This window comes from Bilifractor sp. HCP3S3_D3 (genome assembly GCF_052063915.1).
Taxonomy (GTDB): domain Bacteria; phylum Bacillota; class Clostridia; order Lachnospirales; family Lachnospiraceae; genus Bilifractor.
The window spans coordinates 178539-202716 of sequence record NZ_JBQHWP010000002.1 but is presented as its reverse complement, the minus strand read 5'-3'; the positions used below and the strand labels follow the sequence as shown (position 1 = coordinate 202716).

Here is a 24178-nt window from a genome sequence, read left to right as displayed (position 1 = left end):
TAAACCAAACAACCATGCGACAAATCGTGCGACAAACGGTATAAGATTTGGACTGCCCGTGCCTCACAGGCAAATTTAATATTGACTTTATGTATTAATCGAATTAATCTATATGTTGAGCAAAGATATATGCCATCAGGCTTCTGAGAGCTTTGCTCATCCATTCATTGGTTTCAATGTAAGATGTGACATCATTTATTTTTAAGGAGGACCTTAATCATGAAATTCTTTATCGACACAGCAAATGTAGATGAAATCCGTGAGGCAAATGACATGGGAGTTATCTGCGGCGTTACCACAAACCCGTCTCTGATCGCAAAGGAAGGCCGCGATTACAAGACGGTTCTGAAGGAAATCACCACGATTGTTGATGGAGCGATCTCCGGAGAGGTAAAGGCTACCACAACGGATGCGGAAGGAATGATCAAAGAAGGACGGGAGATTGCCGCGATTCATCCGAACATGGTTGTAAAAATCCCGATGACGGCAGAGGGGCTGAAAGCGATCAAGGTTCTTCACTCGGAAGGGATCAAGACAAACTGCACGCTGATCTTTACGGCAAATCAGGCACTTCTTGCCGCAAGAGCAGGCGCGACATATGTATCTCCCTTCCTGGGACGTCTGGATGACATCAGCACGAGAGGCGTTGATTTGATCCAGGAGATTTCCGACATCTTTGCTGTTGCCGATGATATCGACACCCAGATTATCTGCGCATCGATCCGCAACCCCATGCATATTACGGACTGCGCACTCGCGGGCGCAGACATCGCAACCGTTCCGTTTAAGGTAATCAAGCAGATGATCCATCATCCGCTTACCGATGAGGGAATTGTAAAATTCCAGAACGATTACAAGGCTGTCTTTGGAGAGTAAGCAGACATTAGATACCTGGTGCCACAGACTTAATCAGTCTCGGATTCCCACACAGGGCCGCACCGTGATCATTCAGGCTATTGGGTCACGGTGCTGTTTTTTTGTACAGAAACAGCAGTGACCTTGTCGCTTCCGCTGATGGTCATTACCGTTACCGTGTATTTTTGATGGAAATAATCTTTACCACATCGCTGTCACTGCCATATGACATTTATTACAGGAGACAATGAAAGAAATGGAAAATCTGGAATTACAGAAAATCGCAAATGAAGTTCGCAAGGACATCGTAACTGCCGTACATTCCGCGAAATCCGGTCATCCGGGCGGGTCTCTCGGAGCGGCGGATATTTTTACCTATCTGTATTTTGAGGAGCTGAAGAATATTGACCCGCATGATCCGAAGAAGCCGGACCGTGACCGCTTTGTGCTCTCCAAAGGCCACTGCGCGCCGGGACTGTATTCCGCTCTGGCGGAGAGGGGATACTTCCCGAAGGAGGATCTCGTCACCCTCCGCCATGTGGGTTCCTATCTGCAGGGACATCCAAACATGAACGACACTCCAGGTGTGGACATGTCGACGGGATCGCTCGGACAGGGCGTTTCTGTCGCCTGTGGAATGGCACTCGCAGCGAAGCTGTCCGGAGAAAGCTATCATGTATACACACTGCTCGGAGATGGTGAGTGCGAGGAGGGCGAGGTCTGGGAGGCCGCGATGTTCGCGGGCGACAAGAAGCTGGACAATCTCACCGTAATTGTGGACTACAACAATCTCCAGATCGACGGAACCCTGGAGGAGGTCAATTCACCCCTTCCGCTCGACCGGAAGTTTGAGTCCTTCCGTTTTCACGTCATCTCCGTGGCGGACGGAAACGACTTTGATCAGCTCCGCGCTGCTTTCCGCGAGGCAGCACAGATCAAGGGCATGCCGACGGCGATCATCTGCAGAACCGTGAAAGGAAAAGGTGTCTCCTATATGGAGAACAACTGCGACTGGCACGGCAAGGCACCGAATGACGAGGAGTACGCGCAGGCAATGGAAGAACTGAAGAAAGCAGGTGAAGCATTATGTCAGAAGTAAAGAAAATCGCCACCCGGGAGAGCTACGGAAACGCTCTGGTGGAGCTCGGAAAGAAGCACGACGACCTGGTGGTTCTGGACGCGGATCTTGCGGGAGCGACCAAGACAGGAATTTTTAAGAAGGCTTTCCCGGAGCGCCATATTGACTGCGGAATTGCCGAGGGCAACATGATGGCCGTTGCGGCGGGACTTGCCGCTGCGGGAATGGTTCCGTTCGCGAGCAGCTTTGCCATGTTCGCGGCGGGACGCGCCTATGAACAGGTCAGAAACTCCATCGGCTACCCCCACCTGAATGTAAAGATCGGCGCGACACACGCTGGAATTTCTGTCGGAGAAGACGGAGCGTCCCACCAGTGCCTGGAGGATATCGCTCTGATGCGCGTGATCCCGGGAATGACCGTCATCGTTCCGTCGGACGACATCGAGGCACGGGCGGCCGTCGAGGCAGCATATGCGTACAAGGGACCGGTATATCTGCGGTTCGGACGTCTGGCGGTTCCGGTGATCAATGACAGACCGGACTACCGGTTTGAAATCGGAAAAGGCATCACCCTTCGTGAGGGAAAGGATGTGACCATCATTGCGACAGGACTGGAAGTGCAGTCGGCGCTTGAGGCCGCACAGAAGCTTGCGGCGGATGGCATCGACGCAGAAGTGATCAACATCCACACGATCAAGCCGCTGGATGAAGAGCTGATCCTTGCGTCCGCGAAGAAGACCGGGCGGGTTGTCACCGTGGAGGAACACTCTGTGATCGGAGGACTCGGCGGAGCGGTCTGCGAGGTACTTTCGGCGAAGGCACCGGTTCCGGTGCTCCGGATCGGCGTCAACGATGTATTCGGCGAGTCCGGACCGGCTGTGGAGCTTCTCCACAAGTACCGTCTCGACGGAGAAGGTGTATATGGCCAGATCCGCGCATGGCTTTGATGCGGAGGATGAGCTGACCGGCGCACGCAGGAAAATTGTCCCGGCAGTACCCGCGCGTTGGTCTGATGCGGAGCATGAGCTGACCGGCGCACGCAGGAAAATTGTCCCGGCAGTACCCGCGCGTGGGTCTGACACGGATCTGGGCATGCAGTGAACTGTCAGCGAAACAGGATGACAGAAACATGTTGTGAGGAACGGACATGAACAAGACGAATAATAAGGTTTTGATTTTTTCGGACAATCACGGCGATATTCTCCCCATGAATCAGATCATTGAGGCGGAATGGCCGTTTGATGTGCTCATTCACTGCGGGGACGCGCAGTGCAGCCTTGATCTCGTTCTGAAGCATCGTGCGGAGTTCCGGCTCCTTGCTGTAAGCGGGAACTGCGATTTCCGCTCCGCATTTCCGGAAGAACGGACCTCGCAGGTTGGCGATCATACGATACTGATTGTTCATGGTCACCATCATTATGTAAATGACGACACGGACTTTTTGTCGGCAGCAGGTATCCGGAACCATGCGGATATCATCTGCTTCGGTCACACGCATGTTCCTCTGATCCGGAAAGAAAAAGGCGTTCTTCTGATCAATCCGGGCAGTCTGACCAGATCCAGACGATACGACAGGAAAGGAACCTATGCCGTCCTTCACACCGGAGGGCAGGAGGACGAAAAAGTTATCCTGAAACTCACGAACGGAGAGATCATTGACGGATAACCGATGTAACATTTTGATGGCCTGTCTTATGCATGCGGCTTTTCTGATTTAGCTTCTTTCCTTGTGGCATTCCGGTACTTTCCGGAAAGCCGTAAGGCAAGAACCATCATCAGAGAGGCCGTTTTCTATTTTTTGGGGAGCGCTGCCTTCATCCATTCCCTGCATGCAATCTTCTCCGTGTGTATAATTCATTTATATCTCCGTGTGTGAAATTCATTTACACCTCCATGTGTGAAATTCATTTACACCTCCATGCGTAAAATTTATTTATACCTTGTGTGTGTCTGCGATTTCGTTTAAGATGAAAACAAACAGCCGTCTCACGGCGTGTCCGGTTACAAGTGCAGAACCTGCTGCAGCATTACATTACACAACAATCATTACGCAGCAATATCATTACATAATAATAGGGAGGATATCCGTTGAACACGCAGACACTACAGGCCATTCAGGGCGTGCTGATCCCGTTTGCCGGAACGGCTCTCGGATCCGGCTGCGTCCTTTTCATGAAAAAAGAACTTAGCAATCCGGTTCAGAAGATGCTGACCGGGTTTGCCGCCGGAGTTATGACAGCCGCATCCGTCTGGAGTCTTTTGATTCCTTCTATGGAGCAGAGCAGCTCATGGGGAAAGCTTGGATTCCTGCCGGCCGTCATTGGATTCTGGCTCGGAACACTTTTTCTTCTGCTTCTGGACCATGTTATCCCGCATCTTCACATGAACGCGGAACAGGCTGAAGGCCCCAAAAGCCATCTTGCGAAAACAACCATGATGGTTTTTGCCGTTACGCTTCACAATATTCCGGAGGGAATGGCGGTCGGAATCGTCATCGCCGGATTTCTCACCGGATCTGCCGAGATAACAGCAGGAAGCGCACTCGCCTTATCCGTGGGAATAGCCATCCAGAATTTTCCGGAGGGGGCTATCATTTCCATGCCTCTGCACGCGCAGGGCAAGGGAAAGGGAAAGGCTTTTGCGGCAGGTGTTCTGTCAGGAGCAGTCGAACCGGTCGGCGCAGCACTTGTGATCGCTGCGTCCTCTGTCTTTGTCCCTGTCATGCCTTATCTGCTCAGCTTTGCAGCCGGAGCAATGATGTATGTGGTTGTGGAGGAGCTGATCCCCGAGATGTCCGCAGGCAGTCACTCCAATCTCGGAGTGCTCATGTTTTCCCTGGGCTTCACTTTGATGATGGCGCTTGATGTGGCACTGGGCTGAAAACACAGAGAGATGATGGAGATCGATGTGGCACCGGGCTGAAAAGACAGAGAGATGATGGAGATCGATGTGGCACCGGGCTGAAAGGACAGAGAGATAATGGCGTCTGATACGGCACTGGACTGACGAGTCAGAAAGAAGTGGATACCGACATGGTTAAAAATTTTGACATCAATGAACAGAAATACAGCATCCGCTGTAAATACTACTGCGGAAAGGACCCGCATTCCGTGACGGATATCGTGATCGCGACATACGGGTTTGGCGGCAATAAGGATAACAGCGCGACCGAGAAATTCGCGGAGAGACTGATCTCGAAATACAAGCATTTCGGAGTCGTTGTCTTTGACTGGCCTGCTCACGGGGCGGACTCCCTGAACAGATTCCTCCCGGATGAATGTGTGACCTACTTTGATCTGGCCGTAAACTACGCCCGAAAGGAAATGAACGCTCAAAATCTGTATGCATACGGAACCAGCCTTGGCGGGTATATCACGCTTCGCTATCTGACAGAGTACGGCAATCCTTTCCGGAAGATTGCTCTGCGCTGTCCCGCGATCAATCTCTATGATATCATGATGGCTGACATCACACCGGACGAGCAGACGAAACTGGACCGCGGAAAGGAGATCGTCAGAGGATATACACGAAAGATTCGTCTCACCTCGGAATTTTTTGATCAGCTCCGCGCGGCAGATGTACGGAAGAGAGAATACTTCGATTTTGCCGATGACATGCTGATCCTCCAGGGCACAAAGGATGCGTTCATCCCCTTTGACACTGTCCGTCAGTTTGCGGAAGACAACGTCATCGAACTGATCCGTATGGAAAACGCAGATCATCCGTTCTCAGACCCCGGAATCATGGATCTCGCGATCTCAAAGATCATTGATTTCTTTCATCCGGAGCAATGAGTACGCTCCGATACCGGAAGGGATCGTGGAAACAAAGGCCGCTTCCGGCGGTTTTGGACAATTCAGCGCTGCCCGAAAATACAGACGATTTTCAAAAGTCAGGCGTACGGGTGGTGTAAAAGAAAGCAGGTAGTCTATGAGTATACGACTGGAGGAAGAGAGCTTCGCTCAATACCGGCCGGGGCTGTCTCTGAACGCGGCATTTCCGGAGGACAAGGTCCCGCTTCTGCAGATGGAACATCTGCGACAGCTCGATTTTATGATCGGGCGCGGGCTCTCCTATGAAAATACGATTAATGCATTTTTTCAGCAGCTCTATCTGAATGAATCCATGCGTTCTCTGAAAGAGCGGCAGGACATGGTTGTACTTCTGGATAATGAAGGGGCCCTTGTCCGCGACAGCGGGGTCTGGGCCTTCCTCTTTACTCCGGGAACGACAGAAAACCAGACACTCAGCCCGGATACCCGGCTGTATCCTGTATATATCGACATGCTGAAGCAAGTGGAGGAGGGACGGATGGTCCGTATCTTTCTTCCAGTATACAGTGAACGCTCTCTCCTGATGGGAGCCAAGAAATACAGTATCCTCGATGAGTACGCTGCTCTCCACAGGGGCGGCTTCCTGACTGTGGCTAAGAACATCGTGGTAAACGGTCCCCAGGAGCTGTACCAGAATGTTCCGGTGCTTTCCTGTGGCGCATTGAAGACCGTTGATGTATCTGAGATTGACAGCTACAGCACAATCCGCGCACTCATGCAGGATTATGCCTACCAGTACGATCACCGGACGTCCGCCGCTCCGATCCAGCCTCTGTCCATCGCTGTATTCGGCGCTCCCGGTTCCGGAAAGTCTTTCGGTATCAAAGAGATCGCCGGGAGTGTCGGACGCTTTCGGATCGCAACCATCAACTGTTCCCAGTTCCGTACGACCGAGGCACTTTTCCTCGCTCTGCACCGGGAACTCACCGAATCGGAGGACGGAAGCATCCCGCTGATCTTTTTTGATGAATTTGACTCCACCTTTGAGGGGATGGAGCGCGGATGGCTGAAATATTTCCTCGCGCCCATGCAGGATGGTGAGTACACACTCAAGAAAAAGACGATGACGATTGACGCGGCGGTCTTCGTGTTCGCGGGCGGAACCGCAGGTTCATTCTCTGAATTTCTCCCGCAGACCGAGGAAAAACGGGCGGAATTCCGCAATCTGAAGGGACCGGATTTCGTAAGCCGCCTAAAGGGCATGCTCGATATCAAGGGACCGAATCCTACGAGCCCGACCGACCGGACGAGCATCATTCGCAGAGCGCTGCTGTTCCGCAACCTGATCATCCGGAAATATCCCGCAATTTATGATGAGAATTCCGGTCAGATCAATATCTCGCGAGGCCTTCTCTCAGCGCTTCTGAGGGTGTCGGAGTACCGTCACGGCTCCCGTTCGCTGGAATTTATTCTGGCAATGTCGAAACTCTCCGGCGAGAAAAAATTCACCCCGGCATCTCTTCCGCCCAGTGAACAGCTGGATATCCATCTCGATGTTCGTGATTTCCGCGACAAGATCATGTTCGAGCAGTTCATCGGCGCCGGAATGGAGGCGACCGCAAAAGCTCTCTACGAGATCGGTAATGAGGATGAGGCAGGAGACGCTTCCGAACCGCCCCACTGGAATCTGGTCGGGGAGGACAGAAGAGAGAATTACCGCAGTATCATCCGTTTCGTGGGAGAGCATCTGATGGATCCCCGATCCAGAATCGGTATCCGCCATATCATCCCGGACGCGCCGGATACGCTGCATGAGCCGGAGGGAGAAGATCTCCGGTATCTCTGCCAGCTGCTCCATGAGGGATGGAGGATAAGGATGATTTCCGCCGGCTGGCGCTATGACGAAGTGGAAGACCGCGAGCTGCTCCGTTCTCCCCGACTCGCGGAGTATGAGAGCCTGTCGATCGATGCGCGTGATGCGATTGAGGGGACTCTGCTTCGTCACATCCGGCACATCAACCGGATGGGGTACGAATTTTTCCGCAAGTTTAAGCCGTAACAACAGATCATGACCGGGATCCACGGCATCTCTGCACAAATGGCTGCCTCATTACTTCAATGATCGGAAGAATTCAAGAAAGTGACGGATTTTTACGGCAGAACGATGCCGTTTCATCGCAGAAAGAGTGAATGGTATGAAAAACATCTGGAAAAAGGCAAAATATCTTCGTGAAAGAATCCGTCTGGACCGGAAAACCTTTCTTCTGTATACGGTGCTCCGTATTCTTGTCATTCTGACTGCCGTGCGGTGCTTCCTGACACAGAATTACGAAGGCTTCGCGCTCTGTCTTCTGTCGCTGATCCTTTTCCTGCTCCCATCATTTTTCGAGGAAAAGCTGAAGCTGGAAATACCGCCTCTTTTTGAGGGCATCATCTATCTGTTTATCTACGCGGCAGAGATTCTGGGAGAGGTAAACCATTATTACACGGCGATACCCGGTTGGGACACGATGCTTCACACACTGAACGGATTTCTGTGCGCGGCAATTGGGTTTTCTCTCGTTGATATCATGAACCGGAAGAGCCGGAGGCTCAACCTCTCACCTTTGTATCTCGCCCTTGTCGCTTTCTGCTTTTCCATGACGATTGGCGTAATCTGGGAGTTCGTTGAATTTACCCTGGATCAGCTTTTTTTCCTGGATATGCAGAAGGATTTTATTGTAAAGACCATCGGTTCCGTAACTCTGGATCCGACACACTCCCAGATACCGGTCAGGATCTCCCACATCACAAAGACGATCATCGACACGGCGGACGGTAAGACCTACACCATCAACGGCGGTTATCTTGACATTGGAATCATCGATACCATGAAGGACCTCATCGTCAATTTTATCGGTGCGGTCGCCTTCAGCGTGATCGGATATTTCAGTGTAAAATACAGAGACCGCAGCAGCAGCGTAAAGAACATCGCGAATGATCTGATGCTCCGCACGCTTTCCGATGAGGAACTGCTGAAACAGCGTGAAGAGATCGATAAACGGCTGGCGGAATCAAAGGAAGAAAGAACTAACCTGAAAAACTCACTGAAAACCAGGCTCTGACAACGAGATAAAACACGCTGCGCGAGTTTTATCTCGCTATCGCGACGCTCGCCGCACACGAATACTTCGCACTCGGCTGCGGCTCACTGTTCGCGTAAAAAAAATGGAATTTCTCCGGGAAGGAGGTACCTGATGAAACGGTATATCTCAGATCAGCATTTCTATGATGATGACGTCATGCTGCAGCTCGATCACCGGCCGTTCCGGAACGTAGAGGATATGAACGAGTGTATGATCCGCCGCTGGAACGATACGGTGAAAAGTGATGATGAAATCTATGTAATCGGTGACATGTTTTCCTGGTCCGGAACCGGTCGTGACCCTGAAAAGCTGAATGCAGTGCTGCACCGGCTGAATGGCAGAATTTATCTGATCATCGGCAACCATGATCTGAAGTGGTTTGACCGGCCTGACATAGACAGCGGACGTTTCGAATGGATCCGCCATTACGCGGAAATTCGTGATGCGGAGAGAAATGTCATCCTCAGTCATTATCCCATGCCCTTCTATGGCATGAATCACATGAGGGACAAAAACGGAAATCTCAGGACCTTTATGCTCCACGGCCATGTTCATGATACCAGCGAGGCGGAACTTCTCTATGATTTTGAGCGAAGGGCTGCGCAGGTGACCGTCACAACAGCTGGTGGAAGAGCGGAGCCGGTGATCTGCAACCTGGTGAACTGCTTCTGCGGCTACTCTGATTACCGTCCCCTGACGCTCGATGAATGGATCCGCAGAAGAGCGGAACTTTTGCAGTTTTTCTGAGAACGGAACTTTTGCAGTTTTCCGGGAGCGCATCTTGTGCAGCTTTTCTGAAAGTGTGAAATATCTGTGTTCTTCTGTAAAAATCAAGGGGAATCTTTTCCTGAATTGCGCCGTGAATTTTGGTGAATCATTTCGTGCCAACTGCGGTATAGTAAAAGGCGTAGTCAACAATCGCATTCATCTTTCGCGGGATGACGATAAGGATGTAATACGATGTTTCTGTCCAGCGCCCCGCATAGCGGACGTATACATGATTCAGCCGGGTTAAGCGGCCCGGAGAAAGAGGTACAGGTATGGAAACATTAATGGCAAACGCAAGAGACATGAGCAAGAAGGGAAGACAGCTGAGAAAACAGGGCTTCATCACCGGGTCAATTTCCGGCAAAAAGCTGGAACACTCCATCAGCCTTCAGATTCCTGAGAAGAACGTAAAGCAGTTCATGCTTCATCACACGGTTGGAAGCAAGGCCCTTGTCGATGTCGATGGCACAAAGTATATGACAATGATCAAGAGCGCGGATTTCAGCGTTCTGACCAATCATTATATTGATATGACCTTCCAGCAGCTTCAGGCTGATGAAAAGGTTAAAGGTGAGGCCGAGATCATTCTGGAGAATGAGGATCACGCGAACGGATTCATCACCAGCAACTGCAATGAGATTGAATATGAAGCATATCCGGCAGATATTGTTGATCATATTGTCATCAATGTTGCAGATTATCCGGTCAACACAGAGCTTCAGGTAAAGGATCTTGATATCGCGAAAAACGACAGAATCCATGTGCTGACTCCGTTGGATACCAGTGTTCTTCATGTATCCGAGCACCGGCACATCAAGGCAGAGGATCGTGCGCTGCTTGAAGACGAAGATGCCGACAGCACCGACACCAGCGCGTCCTGATCCGGTTTGCAGGATCTCCGGATCGGGAAAATCGATTGTTGCGCAGCAATTGAACAGATTTATCAAAAGAGCCACAGTCTGCTGCGGCTCTTTTTCTATCGTTTGCACATCAGCTTTTCTCCTGACTTTCAGTCATCGGCTTTCCACACCTCTGTTTCATTCTCTTCTACAATCCATGCAGTAGCGGTCTGTTTTTCTCTATTTTTCAGGCCATCCTTCTCTATTTCTCAGCCCTTGACATATGTCCGAAATCGGACTATACTTCTGAGATATAAGTCCGATTTCGGACATATTATCCTTCATCTATACAGAAAGGATCTGCCGACGTCAACTACCCACGATCTAAAGGCAGCGGGTTTCCGCCTGCGGCAAACGAAAGGATTTTATTGATGAACATTGAGAAGTCGCCAAATGAGGGACTGCTTGACCAGCAGAAAGAACTGAACCGCATTGCCAAAGAGTATGATGAGTGCTACCGGAATCTGTCAAGATTATATGGTATACCGGAGGGGCAGCTGTGGACGCTCTATGAGATGCGGCTTCGCGGCGGCGAAATGGCGCAGGCTGACCTCGTAAACGTAACCTTCATGCCAAAGCAGACAATCAACTCCAGCATCAAGAAAATGGAGGCTCTGGGGCTTATCTCTCTGTCCCGGGAGGGAAATGGCAGAAGGAAGACCGTCACTTTGACGGAGACAGGGGAGGCGCTTGCCCGAAGGACCGCGGATCGGGTAATCTGCGCCGAGGCGTCGAGTCTCTGTAAGATGGAAGAGCAGGAGAGAGCGCAGCTTCTCAGGCTGTTCGGAAAATATATTTCCGGACTTCAGCAGTCGGTGTCCGATGAACAGTTGAACCATACCAGGGATACGGACGGTTACGACTGCGGCAAGGCGTGTTCTCCGTAACAGAAAGATAACACGATTCTCAAGGAGGTTCCGATGAAAACCAACGCGATCCGTCTTTCGGATCATTTTACCTACCGCAGACTGTTCCATTTTACGCTTCCACCAGTGATCATGATGGTCTTTACCTCCATCTACGGCGTGGTCGATGGATTATTTGTCTCAAACTACGCCGGGAAAACCGCGTTTGCTGCTATAAATCTGATCATGCCGTATCTGATGGTGATGGGTTCATTAGGCTTTATGATCGGAACAGGTGGTTCCGCTCTTGTTTCCATGACAATGGGACAGGGCAGGAAGCAGAGGGCAAATCAGCTGTTTTCCATGATGATCCTGTTTACGGTCATAACCGGCGCGCTCACCTCCATACTGGGCAACCTCGCCATGGAAAAGATGGCCCTGTTCCTTGGCGCGACCGAGGAGATGATGCATGACTGTCTGGTCTACGGATGGATCGTGAACGGCTTCAATCTGGCATTCATGCTTCAGAACCTGTTTCAGAGCTTTTTTGTAACCGCAGAGAAGCCAAGGCTCGGCCTCTATGTTACGATAGCCGCCGGCCTCACCAACATGATCCTCGACGCGCTGCTCGTCGGCGTGTTCCGCATGGGTGTTGCGGGCGCCGCGTGGGCAACCGGGTTCAGTCAGGTTGTCGGAGGGGTACTGCCTCTGTTTTATTTTGCCCGAACGAATTCAAGCCGGCTCCGCCTCGAACCGTCGAAACTTGAGCTCTCTCCGATTCTCAAGGCCTGCGGCAACGGATCTTCCGAGCTAATGAGCAACATTTCCTCATCTATTGTCAGCATGCTGTATAATTTTCAGCTGATCAGGATGCTCGGCGAGGACGGGGTATCCGCATACGGAGTGCTGATGTACGTCAGCTTTATCTTTGTCGCCATTGACATCGGATATTCGGTCGGCTCTGCTCCGATTGTCGGCTATCATTATGGCGCCGGCAATACAGACGAGCTGAAAAACATGCTGCGAAAGAGCTCAGTAATCATGGGGGTCACGGGTGTCCTGATGACCGTTGCTGCCTTCCTTCTGGCAGATCCTGTTTCCAGGATTTTTGTCGGATATGATGCGGGACTGTATGCGCTGACAGTACACGCGTTCCGGATTTTCTGTCTTGGTTTCCTGCTGTCCGGATTTGACATTTATGCATCTTCCTTCTTCACCGCGCTGAACAATGGAAAGATCTCAGCCGCGATTTCTTTTCTGCGGACACTGGTTTTTCAGGGTGCCTGTGTCCTTCTGCTTCCGGGATTGCTCGGCGCGGACGGTATCTGGTGGGCGGTCACGGCGTCCAATGTATTTGCGTTTATCATATCTGTGCTGTTTCTGATCAGAAAGCGGGAGACGTACCACTACTTCTGACAGATGTATGTGTATTTTTTGGCGTGCATCCCTTTCGCTGAAAGGTGAAACAGAGTATACTGATTTATATCAGACTTGACTGCAAAGTTAATGTACCGTTTTCCGGAATTGTCCGCACAGTCGGCACGGGGAACCGGCTTTTTCTGAGTGGGAAAGGGTCCGTGAAGAAGAAAACCGGCCAAAGACTTCTGCTCCCTGAGAAGCAGAACAGCCGGACTATGATCTGATCTTTTCAAGGCCCCTTTTGCGGGCCTTTTTTATTTACGCGAACAGTGAGCCGCAGCCGAATGCGAAGTATTCGTGTGCGGCGAGCGTCGCGATAGCGAGATAAAACTCGCACAGCGTGTTTTATCTCGTTGTCACTCATGCCCGGCGGAAAAAGCAGGAATTTCACATCCTGCACATGCCGTTACACCACCGGCCGGTATCCGGGGAATCGGTGATAAAGTTTCCGGAGGTTTTATATGTTAAAAATCGCAGTTTACGGCAAGGGAGGCATCGGGAAATCCACGATGACCTCTAATCTGGCGGCAGCGTTTGCTGTTCTTGGCAGGAAGGTGATCCAGATCGGATGTGACCCGAAGGCGGATTCCACCTCGAATCTCCTGTCGGGAGAGCCGCTGATTCCCGTTATGAATTATCTGCGGGAGCATGAGGAGGATCCCTCAAGTCTTTCAGAGATTTCCCGAAGGGGATTCGGCAATGTTCTTTGTATCGAGACAGGGGGTCCGACCCCCGGACTCGGCTGTGCCGGAAGAGGAATCATTGCGACCTTCAACCTTCTGGATGAGCTGGAGCTCCTGGAAACGGAGAAGCCGGATGTGGTCCTCTTTGATGTCCTCGGTGACGTCGTGTGCGGGGGTTTTGCGGCTCCTATTCGGGAGGGATATGCGGATACGGTTCTTATTGTGACATCCGGAGAGAAGATGGCTCTCTATGCAGCTGACAACATTTCCACTGCCGTGAAAAATTTTGAGGACAGAGGATATGCTTCGGTCGGGGGAATCATCCTGAACCGGCGGAATGTTCCGGAGGAGGAGGAGCGGGTCCGTTCCTTTGCCGCAAAGAAGGGCATCGATGTCATCGCGGATATCCCCAGGTCCAACCTGATCAATCAGGCGGAGGATCTCGGCAAGACCGTGATTGAGAAGTTTCCGGATTCGGAAATCGCCGGAAAATTTATGGATCTCGCCAGAAACCTTCTCTCCGGGGCAGCTCCGGATGTGGACTCGCAAGAAGCCGGGCAGGCTGAACGTTTTCATTTTTCCAGACTATATGACTGTAACTGCTGACCGATTCCCGGGAAGTCAGAAGATCCTGACCGGGGGACCTGATCATCCCTTGTCCCGCAAACGGAGCGGCTGCAACCGGTATACAGTCATGGGATTCTGCCTGCCGGCAGAGGATTGCCTGTAAAAACAAGCTGACACAGCATTGTCTGGAAGCCAGGCCGTCACAGACTCTTCCGGAAGATTAAGCTGACAGAGGATTGCTTTGAAAAATAAATCTGAGAAGAACTTTAAAATCGAACCGAATTACTACACTGCCGCCGAGCTTTCCAGGGCGGGAAAAGATCATATTCCCGATCTCTATCAGACGGGACGTCACCTGATCTATTCTTCTCCGGCCACACTGGCTTACAATTCACCGGGGGCCGAGGGCTTCGGCGTTAAGCGGGCCGGGCTGTCCGTTCCCGGATCGGTCATGCTGATCGTATCGCCGGGGTGCTGCGGCAGAAACACCGCTGAAATCACGAGAATCCGCGGCTATGAAGATCGTTTTTTCTATCTTCAGATGGATGAGACGGATCTTGTTACAGGGCGGCATCTGAAAAAGATACCGGCTGCGGTCCGCCGGATCGCCGGATCTCTTCCGGTGAAGCCGTCCGTGATCATGATCTGCATCACCTGTGCGGATGCTCTCCTCGGCACGGATCTGGAACGGGTATGCCGCAGAGCAGAAAAGGAAGTGAACCTTCCCGTCCGCCCGTGCTACATGTATGCGCTGACGAGAGAGGGCAGAAAGCCGCCGATGGTATATGTGCGGGAATCGCTGTACTCCATGCTTCCCCGTCAGAAGAAGAGAAGCACCAGTGTGAATCTTCTTGGATATTTTGCGCCGCTTCATCCCGAGAGCGAGCTCTTCTCTCTCTTAAAATCTGCGGGAATCCGGAAAATCCGTCAGATTTCAGCCTGTAAGGATGTGAATGATTTTTACAGAATGGGAGAAGCAAACTTCAATCTCGTGCTGAATCCCGAAGCAAGGGGAGCAGCTGAAGCGCTCACAAACCGGCTGGGCATTCCCAGCATCGAGCTCACCCGTTTCTACGAGACGGATCTGACCGGGCATCAATATCAGGCATTCTTTGCGGCACTGGGCATGACTGTTCCGGAGAACGTGAATGCGATGACAAAGGAGAGGGCGGACAGTGCGGGGGAGGCGCTCCGGGCAGAATACCCGGATCTCTCATTCAGCATAGGAGAGGTTGTAAACGCCAATCCTTTTGAGCTGGCGCTCGCTCTTCTGCGGATGGGCTGGAGGGTAACCGAAATTTTTGCAAACCCTGCTGCTGACTGCTATCCCTACATCGACCGCATCGCCGCCCTGTGTCCCGACATCCGGGTGTATTCCAACACAGATCCGTCGATGCTCGGCTATGAAATCCGCAGTGCGGAAGGAACCAGCGGCACGCATATCACCATCGGAAAGGATGCCGCATACTATCATCCGGACGCCCTCCATCTGAATTTCAATGAGGACTCCCAGCCCTTCGGCTATGAAGCTGCCTGGTATCTCTGGGAGAGGCTTGGAGAACTCGTCCGGGAGAAGGTATCACCTGCACGGGAGGGCTCAACTCCTCCGCAAAAATTATCCGCGCAAGAGGAGGCGGCAGTCCCGATGGCACCTGAGAGGGCACTTGCCGGACCGGTAAAGGGACTCGATATGTACCTGACTCCCTTTGCCCCGGATCAGTCCGGCGCTGTCTCTGCGCTCTATTCACTCGATGGAATGATCGTCATTCTGGACGCGGGAGGATGCACCGGCAACATTCTCGGATTCGATGAGCCCAGATGGCAGCACCACAAGGCAGCTGTCTTCTCCGCGGGACTCCGCGACATGGATGCCATCATGGGAAGAGACCGGGAGCTTGTTCAGAAGGCTATCTCTGCATTTTCCGGAACGGAATGCTCGTTCATCGCCCTGGTCGGAACTCCGGTGCCTTCCATTATCGGAACGGATTATCGGGCGCTTGAGAGGATGCTGGAGAAAAAATGCGGCTGCCCAGTCATCAGCATACCAACCTGCGGAATGAAAACCTGCGAATCCGGATTGGAGCAGACATATCTGACCTTATTCCGTTCTTTTTCCGGGAAAGGGAAAGCTTCCTCTTCAGATGGCAATCTGCCTGGCTATTCGCATAGCGGAACGGCTTTGTCTGGTCACCCGGCAGAGGCGTCCGGAACTGCCGGCGTGATCGGGTGCACTCCGCTGGAATTCGTGGACATCGCGGACCAGAAAAGAATCCGGGATCTTTTGAAGAGTAGAGGATACGGAAGAGTTGTTTTCTACGGCTCTGATGCAGACCGGCAGGATTATGAAAACGCCGGGGAGAACGTCAGGAATTTTGTCCTGTCGGGAGCAGGAATCCGATCCGCCGAATATCTGCGGGAAACCTTCGGCACTCCTTTTGAAGTCGGATATCCGGGCATCGCCTGGTATCTCAGGAACCTGCCGTCCGGTTTTGAAGACACCTGCCGCGCAGGTACCGCAAGAATCCTGATTCTGCACGACCCTGTGGCAGCGGCTTCGCTGAAGGCTGCTCTTCTGGAGAAATTTTCCGGAGAGAAGATCAGAATAGACTGCGCATCCTTTTTTGCGGGAAAAGCCTGTGAACAGGATTCATATACCGTCAGCGGTGTGCCGGTGAAGCCGGATGTGTCCCTTCGGGAGGAAAACGACCTTCTGTCACTGCTGCGCGAGAAGACCTACGATTATATCTTTGCCGATCCCGCCATTGCGAAAATTCCGGCGGGAGGGGCATCCCTGATTTCATTCCCGAGCTTTGCCATATCGGGGAAAAGAATTCTTACCTGAGAGGGCATCAGCCACAAGAACAGAAACCGTGTTTTATCATATTTGTGCAGAGCTTTGAAAAAATTTTTTATCATGATTTTTAGAAGGCTTTTTAGGAGAGCCTTGAAGAAATTTGCAACAAATGCATCAGAAAGGAAGTAAACAGACATGTGTGTTGGAATATCCGCTAAAGTGGTCAGTATCAAGGGCGGCGTCGCGATTGTAGATGCCGGCGGCGCAAAGAAGACCGTTTCCTCCGAGCTTCTTACCGACCTGAATCCCGGAGATTATGTGATGGTGCACGCGGGATCGGCGATCGCGAAGATCACCGATGACGATGAGGAGGAGACGGATTCTCTGCTGGAGGATCTCAGATGAATCAGATGGACAGAGCAATAAGCATCCTCCGTGGATATGACGGACCGGAGGTGCGGATTATGGAAGTGTGCGGCACCCATACCCACGAGATTTTCCGTCAGGGCATACGCGGCATTCTTTCTCCGGCGATTCACATGATCTCCGGCCCCGGATGTCCTGTCTGCGTGACCGGGACGGGCTATATCGATGAGGCACTGTGGCTGGCGGAAGAAAAGGAATGCACCATTCTCACCTTCGGAGATCTGGTCCGTGTTCCAGGCTCCAGGGAATCTCTGCAGAAGGCGCGCGCAAAGGGCGCAAAGATCCGCACGGTGTATTCTCCACAGGACGGTGAAGCATACGCGGCCGCACACCCGGAGGAGGAATGCGTTTTTCTCTCGGTCGGATTCGAGACGACCACGCCCAGTTCCTGTATCGCGGTAAAAAATGCGATTCGCGATAGAATCCGGAATTTCAGTCTCCTCACGGCCAACAAAACGATGCCCATGGCCTACGAGGCGATGAAGGATTCTACCGATCTGTTCCTCTACCCAGGCCATGTACATGCGATAACCGGGCTCTCCATACCGCGTATGCTCGCGGATACCCATCAGGTATCCGGTGTATGCGCCGGCTTTACGGCCAGAGAACTCGTAACCGCCCTTGCGGTTGCCGTGACGAACTTTGAAAAGGGCGGATATTTTTTCGTGAACTGTTATCCCAGAGTCGTCCGGGAAGAGGGACAGTCGGAGGCGATCCGGCTCGTTGATTCCATGATGGAACCCTGTGATGATCTGTGGCGGGGAATTGGCCGGATTGAAGGCTCCGGAATGAGGCTGCGGCCGGAATACGCGGAATATGACGCCAGAAGCCGATACCAGATTCCTCCCATGCAGGGCAGAACAAATAACGGGTGCAGATGCGGATCCGTGCTCCAGGGCAGGATCGAGCCCGGGCAGTGTCCACTGTTCGGAAAAGTCTGCACGCCGGAGCATCCGGCCGGGGCATGTATGGTATCCTCCGAGGGAGCGTGCAGCGCATACTATCTTTACGGATCCCATCAGACGCTTCTCTGATCGCGAGAAGTATCTGCGCTTTTGCCGCAGCTGTTCTGCGGGCGGCAGGGGGACATGAAATCACCGCTCCGATCAGAGCATGAAACAGCAGCAGCCCTGTTCGTGACATATTTTGGAGACATTTACCCAGAAGGAAGGATAAGCTGACAATTATGAACGATACAGTCACACTTGCGCACGGCGCAGGCGGTAAACAGACGGCCGAGCTGATCGACCGCGTTTTCAGAAAACATTTTCAAAACCGGTATTTCACATCCGATGATGCCTCCGTACTCCCGGCGCCCTCCGGGAAGATGGCAATGACGACGGACGGATTTATTGTGTCCCCGGCGTTTTTCCCTGGCGGAAATATCGGCAAGCTGTCAATCTGCGGAACGGTCAACGATCTGACGTGCATGGGCGCCAGACCTCTTTACATGACCTGTGCCTTTGTCATAGAAGAGGGATTTTCCATGAACGATCTGGAGAAGATCGTATCCTCGATGGAAAAGACAGCGGCTGAGGTGGGAGTTAATCTGGTCGCGGGGGATACCAAGGTCGCGGGAAAGGGGCAGGCAGACGGATGTTTTATCACGACGACCGGAGTCGGTGAAATTATTGACGGTGTATCGACATCGGGAAAATTTGCGGCTCCCGGAGATTCTGTGATCGTAACCGGAGATATCGGACGTCACGGCACGGCAATTCTCCTTGCCAGGGACGACTATGGAATTGATGCGGATGTGACGACTGACTGTGCGCCGCTGTGGCATCCGATTCACGCGCTTCTTCAGGAGGTTCCCGGTGTTCACGTGATCCGTGACGCTACGAGAGGAGGTGTCGGCACCGTTCTCTACGAGATTGCAAAGGAGGCAGGTGTCGGTATCTCCCTCGAAAGAAACAAAATTCCCGTCGCAGAAGAAGTAAAAGGCGTCACTGGAATGCTGGGCCTTGAACCTCTTTACCTTGCCTGTGAGGGAACCATGGTACTTTTTGTGCCGGAAAACCTGACCGGTAAGGCTTTGAACATCCTGCGCGGGCAGAAATATACTTCCGGAGCGGCTGTCATCGGTACAGTAACCGCCGAGAACAGTGGAAGAGTTATTATGGAGACGGAAATCGGAGCAAAGACCTATCTCCCGGAACCCGGAAACGAGCTGCTGCCAAGAATCTGCTGACACAATATACATGAGACGGGGCAGCAGTCCGCAGTTTATACAGCTTGCGGCACAATTTTATCGTACGGGCGTTTTCCGGATAACAGCTGCCGCCGGTCGTCATTCTATGATCGTCTGTAACGGGGATGCGCATTGATACAAATCGGAGGATGGAAGGACAAATGGATAGCGAAACACGGGTAGCAGTCATTTCAATTATTGTTGAGAATCCGGACGTCGTACCCGAAGTCAACCGGATTCTTCACGAGGGAAGCGGTTTCATCATCGGGAGAATGGGAATTCCCTACCGTGCGAGAAAAATTAACATCATCAGCATTGTTCTGGATGCGCCGCAGCCAGTTATCAGCGGAATTTCCGGAAAGCTCGGAACCATTGACGGCGTCAGCGTAAAAACCGCTTACTCTAACATTTAACGGTCCTATTCGAGGTAACTATGCTTCATTCGCTGAATACGCCGGATAACGGCCGAAACAATATCATAAAAATCCGGGACGCTGCCACGGGACGTACCTTTCCCTGGGGGCTGGAATATAACTGTCCCGTGCATGAGCACTGGAATATCGTCCACACCGGCATGCTGATTCCGGAATGTCATCAGATCTATGTCTGCACAGATAATTGTCTGCGCGGCGTCATTATGACGGCAGATGAGATGGATGCCGCCGACCGCATTTCATCCGTCATGCCGGACGAAACGGAAATCTTCGACGGAAGACTGGAGGAGATCACCATACGCGGGATCAAGGATGTGATCCGAAAGCTGCCGGAGCGGCCGCGGGCGGTTCAGCTTTTTCCGGTCTGCATGCATCATTTCATCGGATGCGATATGCGATACATCTTCGATCAGGTGGAGAAGGCATTCCCGGAGATTGACTTCATGGAGTGTTTCATGGACCCGATCCGGCAGAAGCTGACGACCACACCGGAACAGCGGCAGCGTTTTCAGATGATGAAGGTGCTCGCAAAAGAGAACGTACCGGCAGATTTTTCAAGCGTGAGCATACTCGGAGAGAATCTGCGGACGAGGGACAGTGACTTCCTGGAAATCCTACAGCAGGAGGGGTTCCGAATCCTGCAGGTGCAGGACTGCCGGACGTATGATGAATATCTTGCGATGGGACACTCCTTTCTGTGGATCACGAAGTCACCGCTGTCCAGATATGGTCTGGAAAGGGCGTCGTCTCTTGGCGGGAGAAAGAGCCTCTATCTCCCCGCTGCTGTGAATTATGACGAAATCGACGATCAGCTCGGCTCTCTTATGAATCTGTTGTGTGAAGCGAGCGGCAGATCACGGGCGGAAGCCGGAGAGAAGCTCTCGGTCCGGATCAGAGAGCAGCGCGCGCTGACGGAAACGGCCTTCCGGGAGGCAAGAGCTGTCATCGGTGACACGCCGATTGTACTGGACTACATCTGCGAGCCAAGGCCCGTGGGATTCGCCCGGATTCTCCTGGAGCACCATCTCAATGTCGTGCGCATCCTGGCGGATCAGGTGAGCCCGGAGGAAGCTGCCGACCTGGCCGCACTGAAAGAAAGATATCCAGATATTGAGCTGATGTCTACAGGCGCCGCAGATTCACTGTATGAACGGGAGCGATTCAACGCGCAGTATCGCCCGGTGCGCTCTGAATCCGGATCAGCACCCGGAAAAGTCCTCGCGGTCGGCCCAAAGGCCTCTTTTTTTACAGGAAGCCCGTATTTCGTCAATGCGATAGAAGCCGACGGCGCCACCGGATACATGGGAATCCGGCACATGCTGCGGCTGATGTGCGATGCGCTTCGGGAACCGAAAAATCCCGAAATTGTAACGGGAAAAGGCCTTGGCCTTCCCGGTGTCTGGGATCCGCTCTGCGGAGAACACCCGAAGAAGGGCGCGTTTTTTCTGACCTGAATAATATGCCATAACCCGTAAAAGCTGCGGATTGCTCCGTACTTCGCACTCTCGCAGTCTTACAGGTGACTGATTTCGTCGGGCGGCCGCGGCGTTGGCCCATCGCTTCAAATCTTGTGTGAGCGGAGGTGGCTCACTGCCCGCACATATTCGCACTTTCGAGTCGCTAACAGGGAGAGAGAATCGGACGATGAAAGAGACCTACAGAGTGCTTCCGGTCTGGGCCGGAGATGTATCCGGCATTGCGGGAGCTCTATATGAATTCGGAGGAATGACGGTCATCCATGACCCCTCCGGATGTAATTCCACCTATAATACGCATGATGAACTGCGCTGGTACCGGGAGCCCTCAAATATCTTTATCTCCGGGCTTAACATGAAGGACGCCGTTCTGGGAAACGATGAGCGGTTTATCCGGGATATCCTGAATGCGCAGAATTCCCTTCCGGCGCGTCCGGAATTCATCGCGCTCTGCAATTCACCCGTGCCATGGCTGAACGGAACGGATTTTGAAGCCATTGCAGGCATCCTGGAACGAAAGACCGGAATACCATCCTTCTATGTTCCTTCAAATGGCTGTCATGACTACGCGCGGGGAGCGGGCCTCGCCTGGCAGAGACTTCTTCAGAAGTTCCTCGGAAGACGAAAAAACACCTCGGCGAAGACCTGCGTCAGAAGAAAAGAGGGAGAGGCCATTTCTGTCAATGTGTTCGGTATGATGCCGCTGGACTTTGCGGCAGAGGGATCCGCGCTTTCTCTGGAAAAGCTTCTCCGGAAACGAGGATTACGGATCCGGACCGCTCTGACGGACGGGAATACCTGCAGCTTCCGCCGCCTTCCCGACATGGCGGAGGCGGACGTCTCGCTGGTTCTCTCAAAGGCAGGGCTTCCTCCGGCAAAATATCTGAGCGACAGATACGGCATCCCATATGTGATCGGCGTGCCGCTCGATGACGAGGACGATCCCACTCTGCAGCAGCTTGTGACTGCAAGATTCAAGGGAGCAGCTTTACGGGAAAAGGAGCCGGAAAATGAGGCACCGGACTCCCGCCCGCCGGTGATTTTTCTCACAGAGCCGGTACTGGGCGCATCGCTTGCTTCGATGGTCCGCCGCAGGACCGGGAGAAAAACCATCGTCATTGACCCGCTGGAGACCGATCCGTCCGTCCGAATCCCGGGCGTTGATGCGGCTCACTTCGGCGAAGAGGAAATCGAGGCATTTTTGACGCGCTTTCCGGATGCGGATCTCGTCTGTGATCCCATGTATGACCATATCCTCCCGGAGCCCGACCGCACACGCCGGATTTTTCTTCCGACGCTTGCGCTTTCCGGAAGAATCTACCGGAATCATTTCGTCAACTATTTTGACCGCGGCATCTCAGACAGACTGGTTCGCCTTCTGCTCTCAGAGTGATTTCGGCCATCTCTGCATTTTTCCTTTCTCTATAAACATTAATACCGGGAACAAGGAAGGATGCATCCTGACACAGAATCCTCAGACTGGGCAATTTGCATATGGAATTGTTGGATAAACATAAATTCAGGATATCAGGAGGAAACCGTTATGAGTATGAATGAAACACCCTCATCAGAAAGAGTGCAGATCGGATTCTTCGGGCGCAGGAATGCCGGAAAATCCAGTGTAATCAACCGTCTGACCGGACAGAGCCTTTCCGTGGTATCGGATGTCCCCGGCACGACAACTGATCCGGTCCGGAAGGCCATGGAAATCCACGGGCTCGGACCCTGTGTGGTCATTGACACCGCGGGCCTTGACGATGTGGGAGAGCTCGGAGCGCTGAGGGTCCAGAAGACAAAGGACATGATGGATCGGATTGATCTTGCCGTCATTGTAATCGGGGATGGGAAAATATCTCCGGATGAGAAGGAACTTCAGACCCGGTTCGCCCAAAAAAATATTCCTGTAATCTTGTGCTTCAACAAGCAGGATCTCGGTCTGCCCGTCTCGCTGCCGGAGGATGCGGTCCAGGTCTCAGCAGAGACCGGATACGGTTTTGATGAGCTGACGCATGCCATCCGGGTCCGGGCGAAAGAGAAGATCCGGACAGCGGGAATGCTGGATGATCTTATAACGAAAAATGATACTGTCATTCTGGTTATTCCCATGGACGCGGAGGCCCCGAAGGGAAGGATTATTCTTCCTCAGCAGATGGTTCTCCATGAGATTCTGCTCCACCACGCTTCCGCCTGTGTGTGCCAGACGGAAGAACTGGCAGATGTCCTGAACCAGAACCCGGATTGCCGCCTGGTCATCACCGACTCCCAGGCGTTTTATCGGGTGAAGGATATCGTTCCGGACAACGTTCCGCTCACCTCTTTTTCCATTCTGATGGCCCGGTACCGCGGCTATCTTAAAGCGGCTGTTGAAGGCGTACAGGAAATAGAAAAACTGACGGACGGAGACACGGTTCTTGTGGCTGAGGGATGCACACATCGCCGGACCTGCGGAGACATCGGATCCGTAAAGATTCCGGCGCTTTTAAAAAAATACACCGGCAGAAAACTGAACATCGAACTGTCTTCAGGCAGCACGATGAAAGAAGACCTGTCCTCCTGCCGGCTCGTGATCCACTGTGGCGGGTGTGTGCTCAACGACCGGGAGATGGCTTCACGGCGCGATCACGCCATCCGTCAGGGCACACCGATTACAAATTATGGCATCGCGGTTTCCTATATGCGGGGAATCCTCGGCAGGTCCCTTCGCATGCTCCCGGAATTCGCGGAGCTTGCGGCAGAACTTCCAACTGTCTGAAAACAGCTTCCGGCAGCCGGAAGCCAGCTTCCCCGGAAGTGATAAAGCAGCGGAGCATGTGGCTTTATGCGGTATGTGACGCTGTTTACAGCAT

Annotated in this window: 21 protein-coding genes and 1 pseudogene; all 22 read left to right on the top strand. The window is 52.6% G+C overall.

The window, feature by feature from the left end:
* Nucleotides 1-219: 219 nt before the first annotated feature.
* The 22 genes and pseudogenes from fsa (at nt 220) to hydF (ending at nt 24084) form a co-directional block, all read left to right on the top strand.
* Complete coding sequence (gene fsa / locus ACTNDI_RS02185; RefSeq protein WP_441099122.1) at nt 220-876, top strand: fructose-6-phosphate aldolase; 657 nt, start codon at nt 220-222, stop codon at nt 874-876.
* 226 nt (nt 877-1102) lie between these two features.
* Nucleotides 1103-1954, top strand: a complete 852-nt coding sequence (locus ACTNDI_RS02180; protein WP_441099121.1) for a transketolase — start codon at nt 1103-1105, stop codon at nt 1952-1954.
* Nucleotides 1942-2880 carry a transketolase family protein gene (locus ACTNDI_RS02175; RefSeq protein ID WP_441099120.1) on the top strand — a complete coding sequence of 313 codons (939 nt, stop codon included), beginning with the start codon at nt 1942-1944 and terminating at the stop codon, nt 2878-2880. Before ACTNDI_RS02180 ends, ACTNDI_RS02175 begins: the two co-directional genes overlap by 13 nt.
* Nucleotides 2855-3034, top strand: coding sequence for a hypothetical protein (locus ACTNDI_RS02170; protein WP_441099119.1), 180 nt, complete (start codon nt 2855-2857; stop codon nt 3032-3034). Before ACTNDI_RS02175 ends, ACTNDI_RS02170 begins: the two co-directional genes overlap by 26 nt.
* Nucleotides 3035-3080: 46 nt before the next feature.
* Nucleotides 3081-3599 carry a metallophosphoesterase family protein gene (locus ACTNDI_RS02165; RefSeq protein ID WP_441099118.1) on the top strand — a complete coding sequence of 173 codons (519 nt, stop codon included), beginning with the start codon at nt 3081-3083 and terminating at the stop codon, nt 3597-3599.
* A 422-nt stretch (nt 3600-4021) separates the two neighbouring features.
* Nucleotides 4022-4813 carry a ZIP family metal transporter gene (locus ACTNDI_RS02160; protein ID WP_441099117.1) on the top strand — a complete coding sequence of 264 codons (792 nt, stop codon included), beginning with the start codon at nt 4022-4024 and terminating at the stop codon, nt 4811-4813.
* A 152-nt stretch (nt 4814-4965) separates the two neighbouring features.
* Nucleotides 4966-5727, top strand: a complete 762-nt coding sequence (locus ACTNDI_RS02155; RefSeq protein WP_441099116.1) for an alpha/beta hydrolase family protein — start codon at nt 4966-4968, stop codon at nt 5725-5727.
* Between the two features lie 136 nt (nt 5728-5863).
* Nucleotides 5864-7765, top strand: coding sequence for a RyR domain-containing protein (locus ACTNDI_RS02150; protein WP_441099115.1), 1902 nt, complete (start codon nt 5864-5866; stop codon nt 7763-7765).
* A gap of 136 nt (nt 7766-7901) precedes the next feature.
* A complete protein-coding gene (locus ACTNDI_RS02145; RefSeq protein WP_441099114.1) occupies nt 7902-8810 on the top strand; it encodes a hypothetical protein in 909 nt (302 codons plus the stop codon).
* A 132-nt stretch (nt 8811-8942) separates the two neighbouring features.
* A complete protein-coding gene (locus ACTNDI_RS02140; protein WP_441099113.1) occupies nt 8943-9578 on the top strand; it encodes a phosphoesterase in 636 nt (211 codons plus the stop codon).
* Between the two features lie 293 nt (nt 9579-9871).
* The gene (locus tag ACTNDI_RS02135; RefSeq protein WP_441099112.1) at nt 9872-10480 is read left to right on the top strand and encodes a hypothetical protein; all 609 of its coding nucleotides are present in this window, start codon (nt 9872-9874) and stop codon (nt 10478-10480) included.
* A 389-nt stretch (nt 10481-10869) separates the two neighbouring features.
* Complete coding sequence (locus tag ACTNDI_RS02130) at nt 10870-11385, top strand: MarR family winged helix-turn-helix transcriptional regulator (RefSeq protein WP_441099111.1); 516 nt, start codon at nt 10870-10872, stop codon at nt 11383-11385.
* A gap of 33 nt (nt 11386-11418) precedes the next feature.
* A complete protein-coding gene (locus tag ACTNDI_RS02125; RefSeq protein ID WP_441099110.1) occupies nt 11419-12759 on the top strand; it encodes an MATE family efflux transporter in 1341 nt (446 codons plus the stop codon).
* A 464-nt stretch (nt 12760-13223) separates the two neighbouring features.
* Nucleotides 13224-14051 (top strand): nucleotide-binding protein, encoded by an 828-nt coding sequence (locus ACTNDI_RS02120; RefSeq protein ID WP_441099109.1) that lies wholly within the window; start codon nt 13224-13226, stop codon nt 14049-14051.
* Nucleotides 14052-14253: 202 nt separating this feature from the next.
* Nucleotides 14254-16440, top strand: a pseudogene (locus tag ACTNDI_RS02115) (nitrogenase component 1); the annotation flags it as partial.
* 561 nt (nt 16441-17001) lie between these two features.
* On the top strand, nt 17002-17211 hold the full coding sequence (locus ACTNDI_RS02110; protein ID WP_441099108.1) for a HypC/HybG/HupF family hydrogenase formation chaperone: 210 nt from the start codon (nt 17002-17004) through the stop codon (nt 17209-17211).
* Complete coding sequence (hypD, locus tag ACTNDI_RS02105) at nt 17208-18266, top strand: hydrogenase formation protein HypD (protein WP_441099107.1); 1059 nt, start codon at nt 17208-17210, stop codon at nt 18264-18266. The genes ACTNDI_RS02110 and hypD overlap by 4 nt, the downstream gene beginning before the upstream one ends.
* A gap of 152 nt (nt 18267-18418) precedes the next feature.
* Nucleotides 18419-19423: a hydrogenase expression/formation protein HypE gene (gene hypE / locus ACTNDI_RS02100; RefSeq protein ID WP_441099106.1), complete on the top strand. Its 1005-nt coding sequence runs from the start codon at nt 18419-18421 to the stop codon at nt 19421-19423.
* A 161-nt stretch (nt 19424-19584) separates the two neighbouring features.
* Nucleotides 19585-19836: a TM1266 family iron-only hydrogenase system putative regulator gene (locus ACTNDI_RS02095; RefSeq protein WP_441099105.1), complete on the top strand. Its 252-nt coding sequence runs from the start codon at nt 19585-19587 to the stop codon at nt 19834-19836.
* Between the two features lie 20 nt (nt 19837-19856).
* Entirely contained in the window at nt 19857-21311 is a 1455-nt protein-coding gene (locus ACTNDI_RS02090; RefSeq protein ID WP_441099104.1) for a nitrogenase component 1, read from the top strand.
* Between the two features lie 190 nt (nt 21312-21501).
* The gene (locus tag ACTNDI_RS02085; protein WP_441099103.1) at nt 21502-22725 is read left to right on the top strand and encodes a nitrogenase component 1; all 1224 of its coding nucleotides are present in this window, start codon (nt 21502-21504) and stop codon (nt 22723-22725) included.
* A 150-nt stretch (nt 22726-22875) separates the two neighbouring features.
* A complete protein-coding gene (gene hydF / locus ACTNDI_RS02080; protein ID WP_441099102.1) occupies nt 22876-24084 on the top strand; it encodes a [FeFe] hydrogenase H-cluster maturation GTPase HydF in 1209 nt (402 codons plus the stop codon).
* Nucleotides 24085-24178: the final 94 nt, after the last annotated feature.

Coding starts and splice junctions, on each gene's coding strand:
- fsa (WP_441099122.1), top strand. CDS start 220: ATGAAATTCTTTATCGACACAGCAAATGTAGATGAAATCCGTGAGGCA.
- ACTNDI_RS02180 (WP_441099121.1), top strand. CDS start 1,103: ATGAAAGAAATGGAAAATCTGGAATTACAGAAAATCGCAAATGAAGTT.
- ACTNDI_RS02175 (WP_441099120.1), top strand. CDS start 1,942: ATGTCAGAAGTAAAGAAAATCGCCACCCGGGAGAGCTACGGAAACGCT.
- ACTNDI_RS02170 (WP_441099119.1), top strand. CDS start 2,855: ATGGCCAGATCCGCGCATGGCTTTGATGCGGAGGATGAGCTGACCGGC.
- ACTNDI_RS02165 (WP_441099118.1), top strand. CDS start 3,081: ATGAACAAGACGAATAATAAGGTTTTGATTTTTTCGGACAATCACGGC.
- ACTNDI_RS02155 (WP_441099116.1), top strand. CDS start 4,966: ATGGTTAAAAATTTTGACATCAATGAACAGAAATACAGCATCCGCTGT.
- ACTNDI_RS02150 (WP_441099115.1), top strand. CDS start 5,864: ATGAGTATACGACTGGAGGAAGAGAGCTTCGCTCAATACCGGCCGGGG.
- ACTNDI_RS02145 (WP_441099114.1), top strand. CDS start 7,902: ATGAAAAACATCTGGAAAAAGGCAAAATATCTTCGTGAAAGAATCCGT.
- ACTNDI_RS02140 (WP_441099113.1), top strand. CDS start 8,943: ATGAAACGGTATATCTCAGATCAGCATTTCTATGATGATGACGTCATG.
- ACTNDI_RS02135 (WP_441099112.1), top strand. CDS start 9,872: ATGGAAACATTAATGGCAAACGCAAGAGACATGAGCAAGAAGGGAAGA.
- ACTNDI_RS02130 (WP_441099111.1), top strand. CDS start 10,870: ATGAACATTGAGAAGTCGCCAAATGAGGGACTGCTTGACCAGCAGAAA.
- ACTNDI_RS02125 (WP_441099110.1), top strand. CDS start 11,419: ATGAAAACCAACGCGATCCGTCTTTCGGATCATTTTACCTACCGCAGA.
- ACTNDI_RS02120 (WP_441099109.1), top strand. CDS start 13,224: ATGTTAAAAATCGCAGTTTACGGCAAGGGAGGCATCGGGAAATCCACG.
- ACTNDI_RS02110 (WP_441099108.1), top strand. CDS start 17,002: ATGTGTGTTGGAATATCCGCTAAAGTGGTCAGTATCAAGGGCGGCGTC.
- hypD (WP_441099107.1), top strand. CDS start 17,208: ATGAATCAGATGGACAGAGCAATAAGCATCCTCCGTGGATATGACGGA.
- hypE (WP_441099106.1), top strand. CDS start 18,419: ATGAACGATACAGTCACACTTGCGCACGGCGCAGGCGGTAAACAGACG.
- ACTNDI_RS02095 (WP_441099105.1), top strand. CDS start 19,585: ATGGATAGCGAAACACGGGTAGCAGTCATTTCAATTATTGTTGAGAAT.
- ACTNDI_RS02090 (WP_441099104.1), top strand. CDS start 19,857: ATGCTTCATTCGCTGAATACGCCGGATAACGGCCGAAACAATATCATA.
- ACTNDI_RS02085 (WP_441099103.1), top strand. CDS start 21,502: ATGAAAGAGACCTACAGAGTGCTTCCGGTCTGGGCCGGAGATGTATCC.
- hydF (WP_441099102.1), top strand. CDS start 22,876: ATGAGTATGAATGAAACACCCTCATCAGAAAGAGTGCAGATCGGATTC.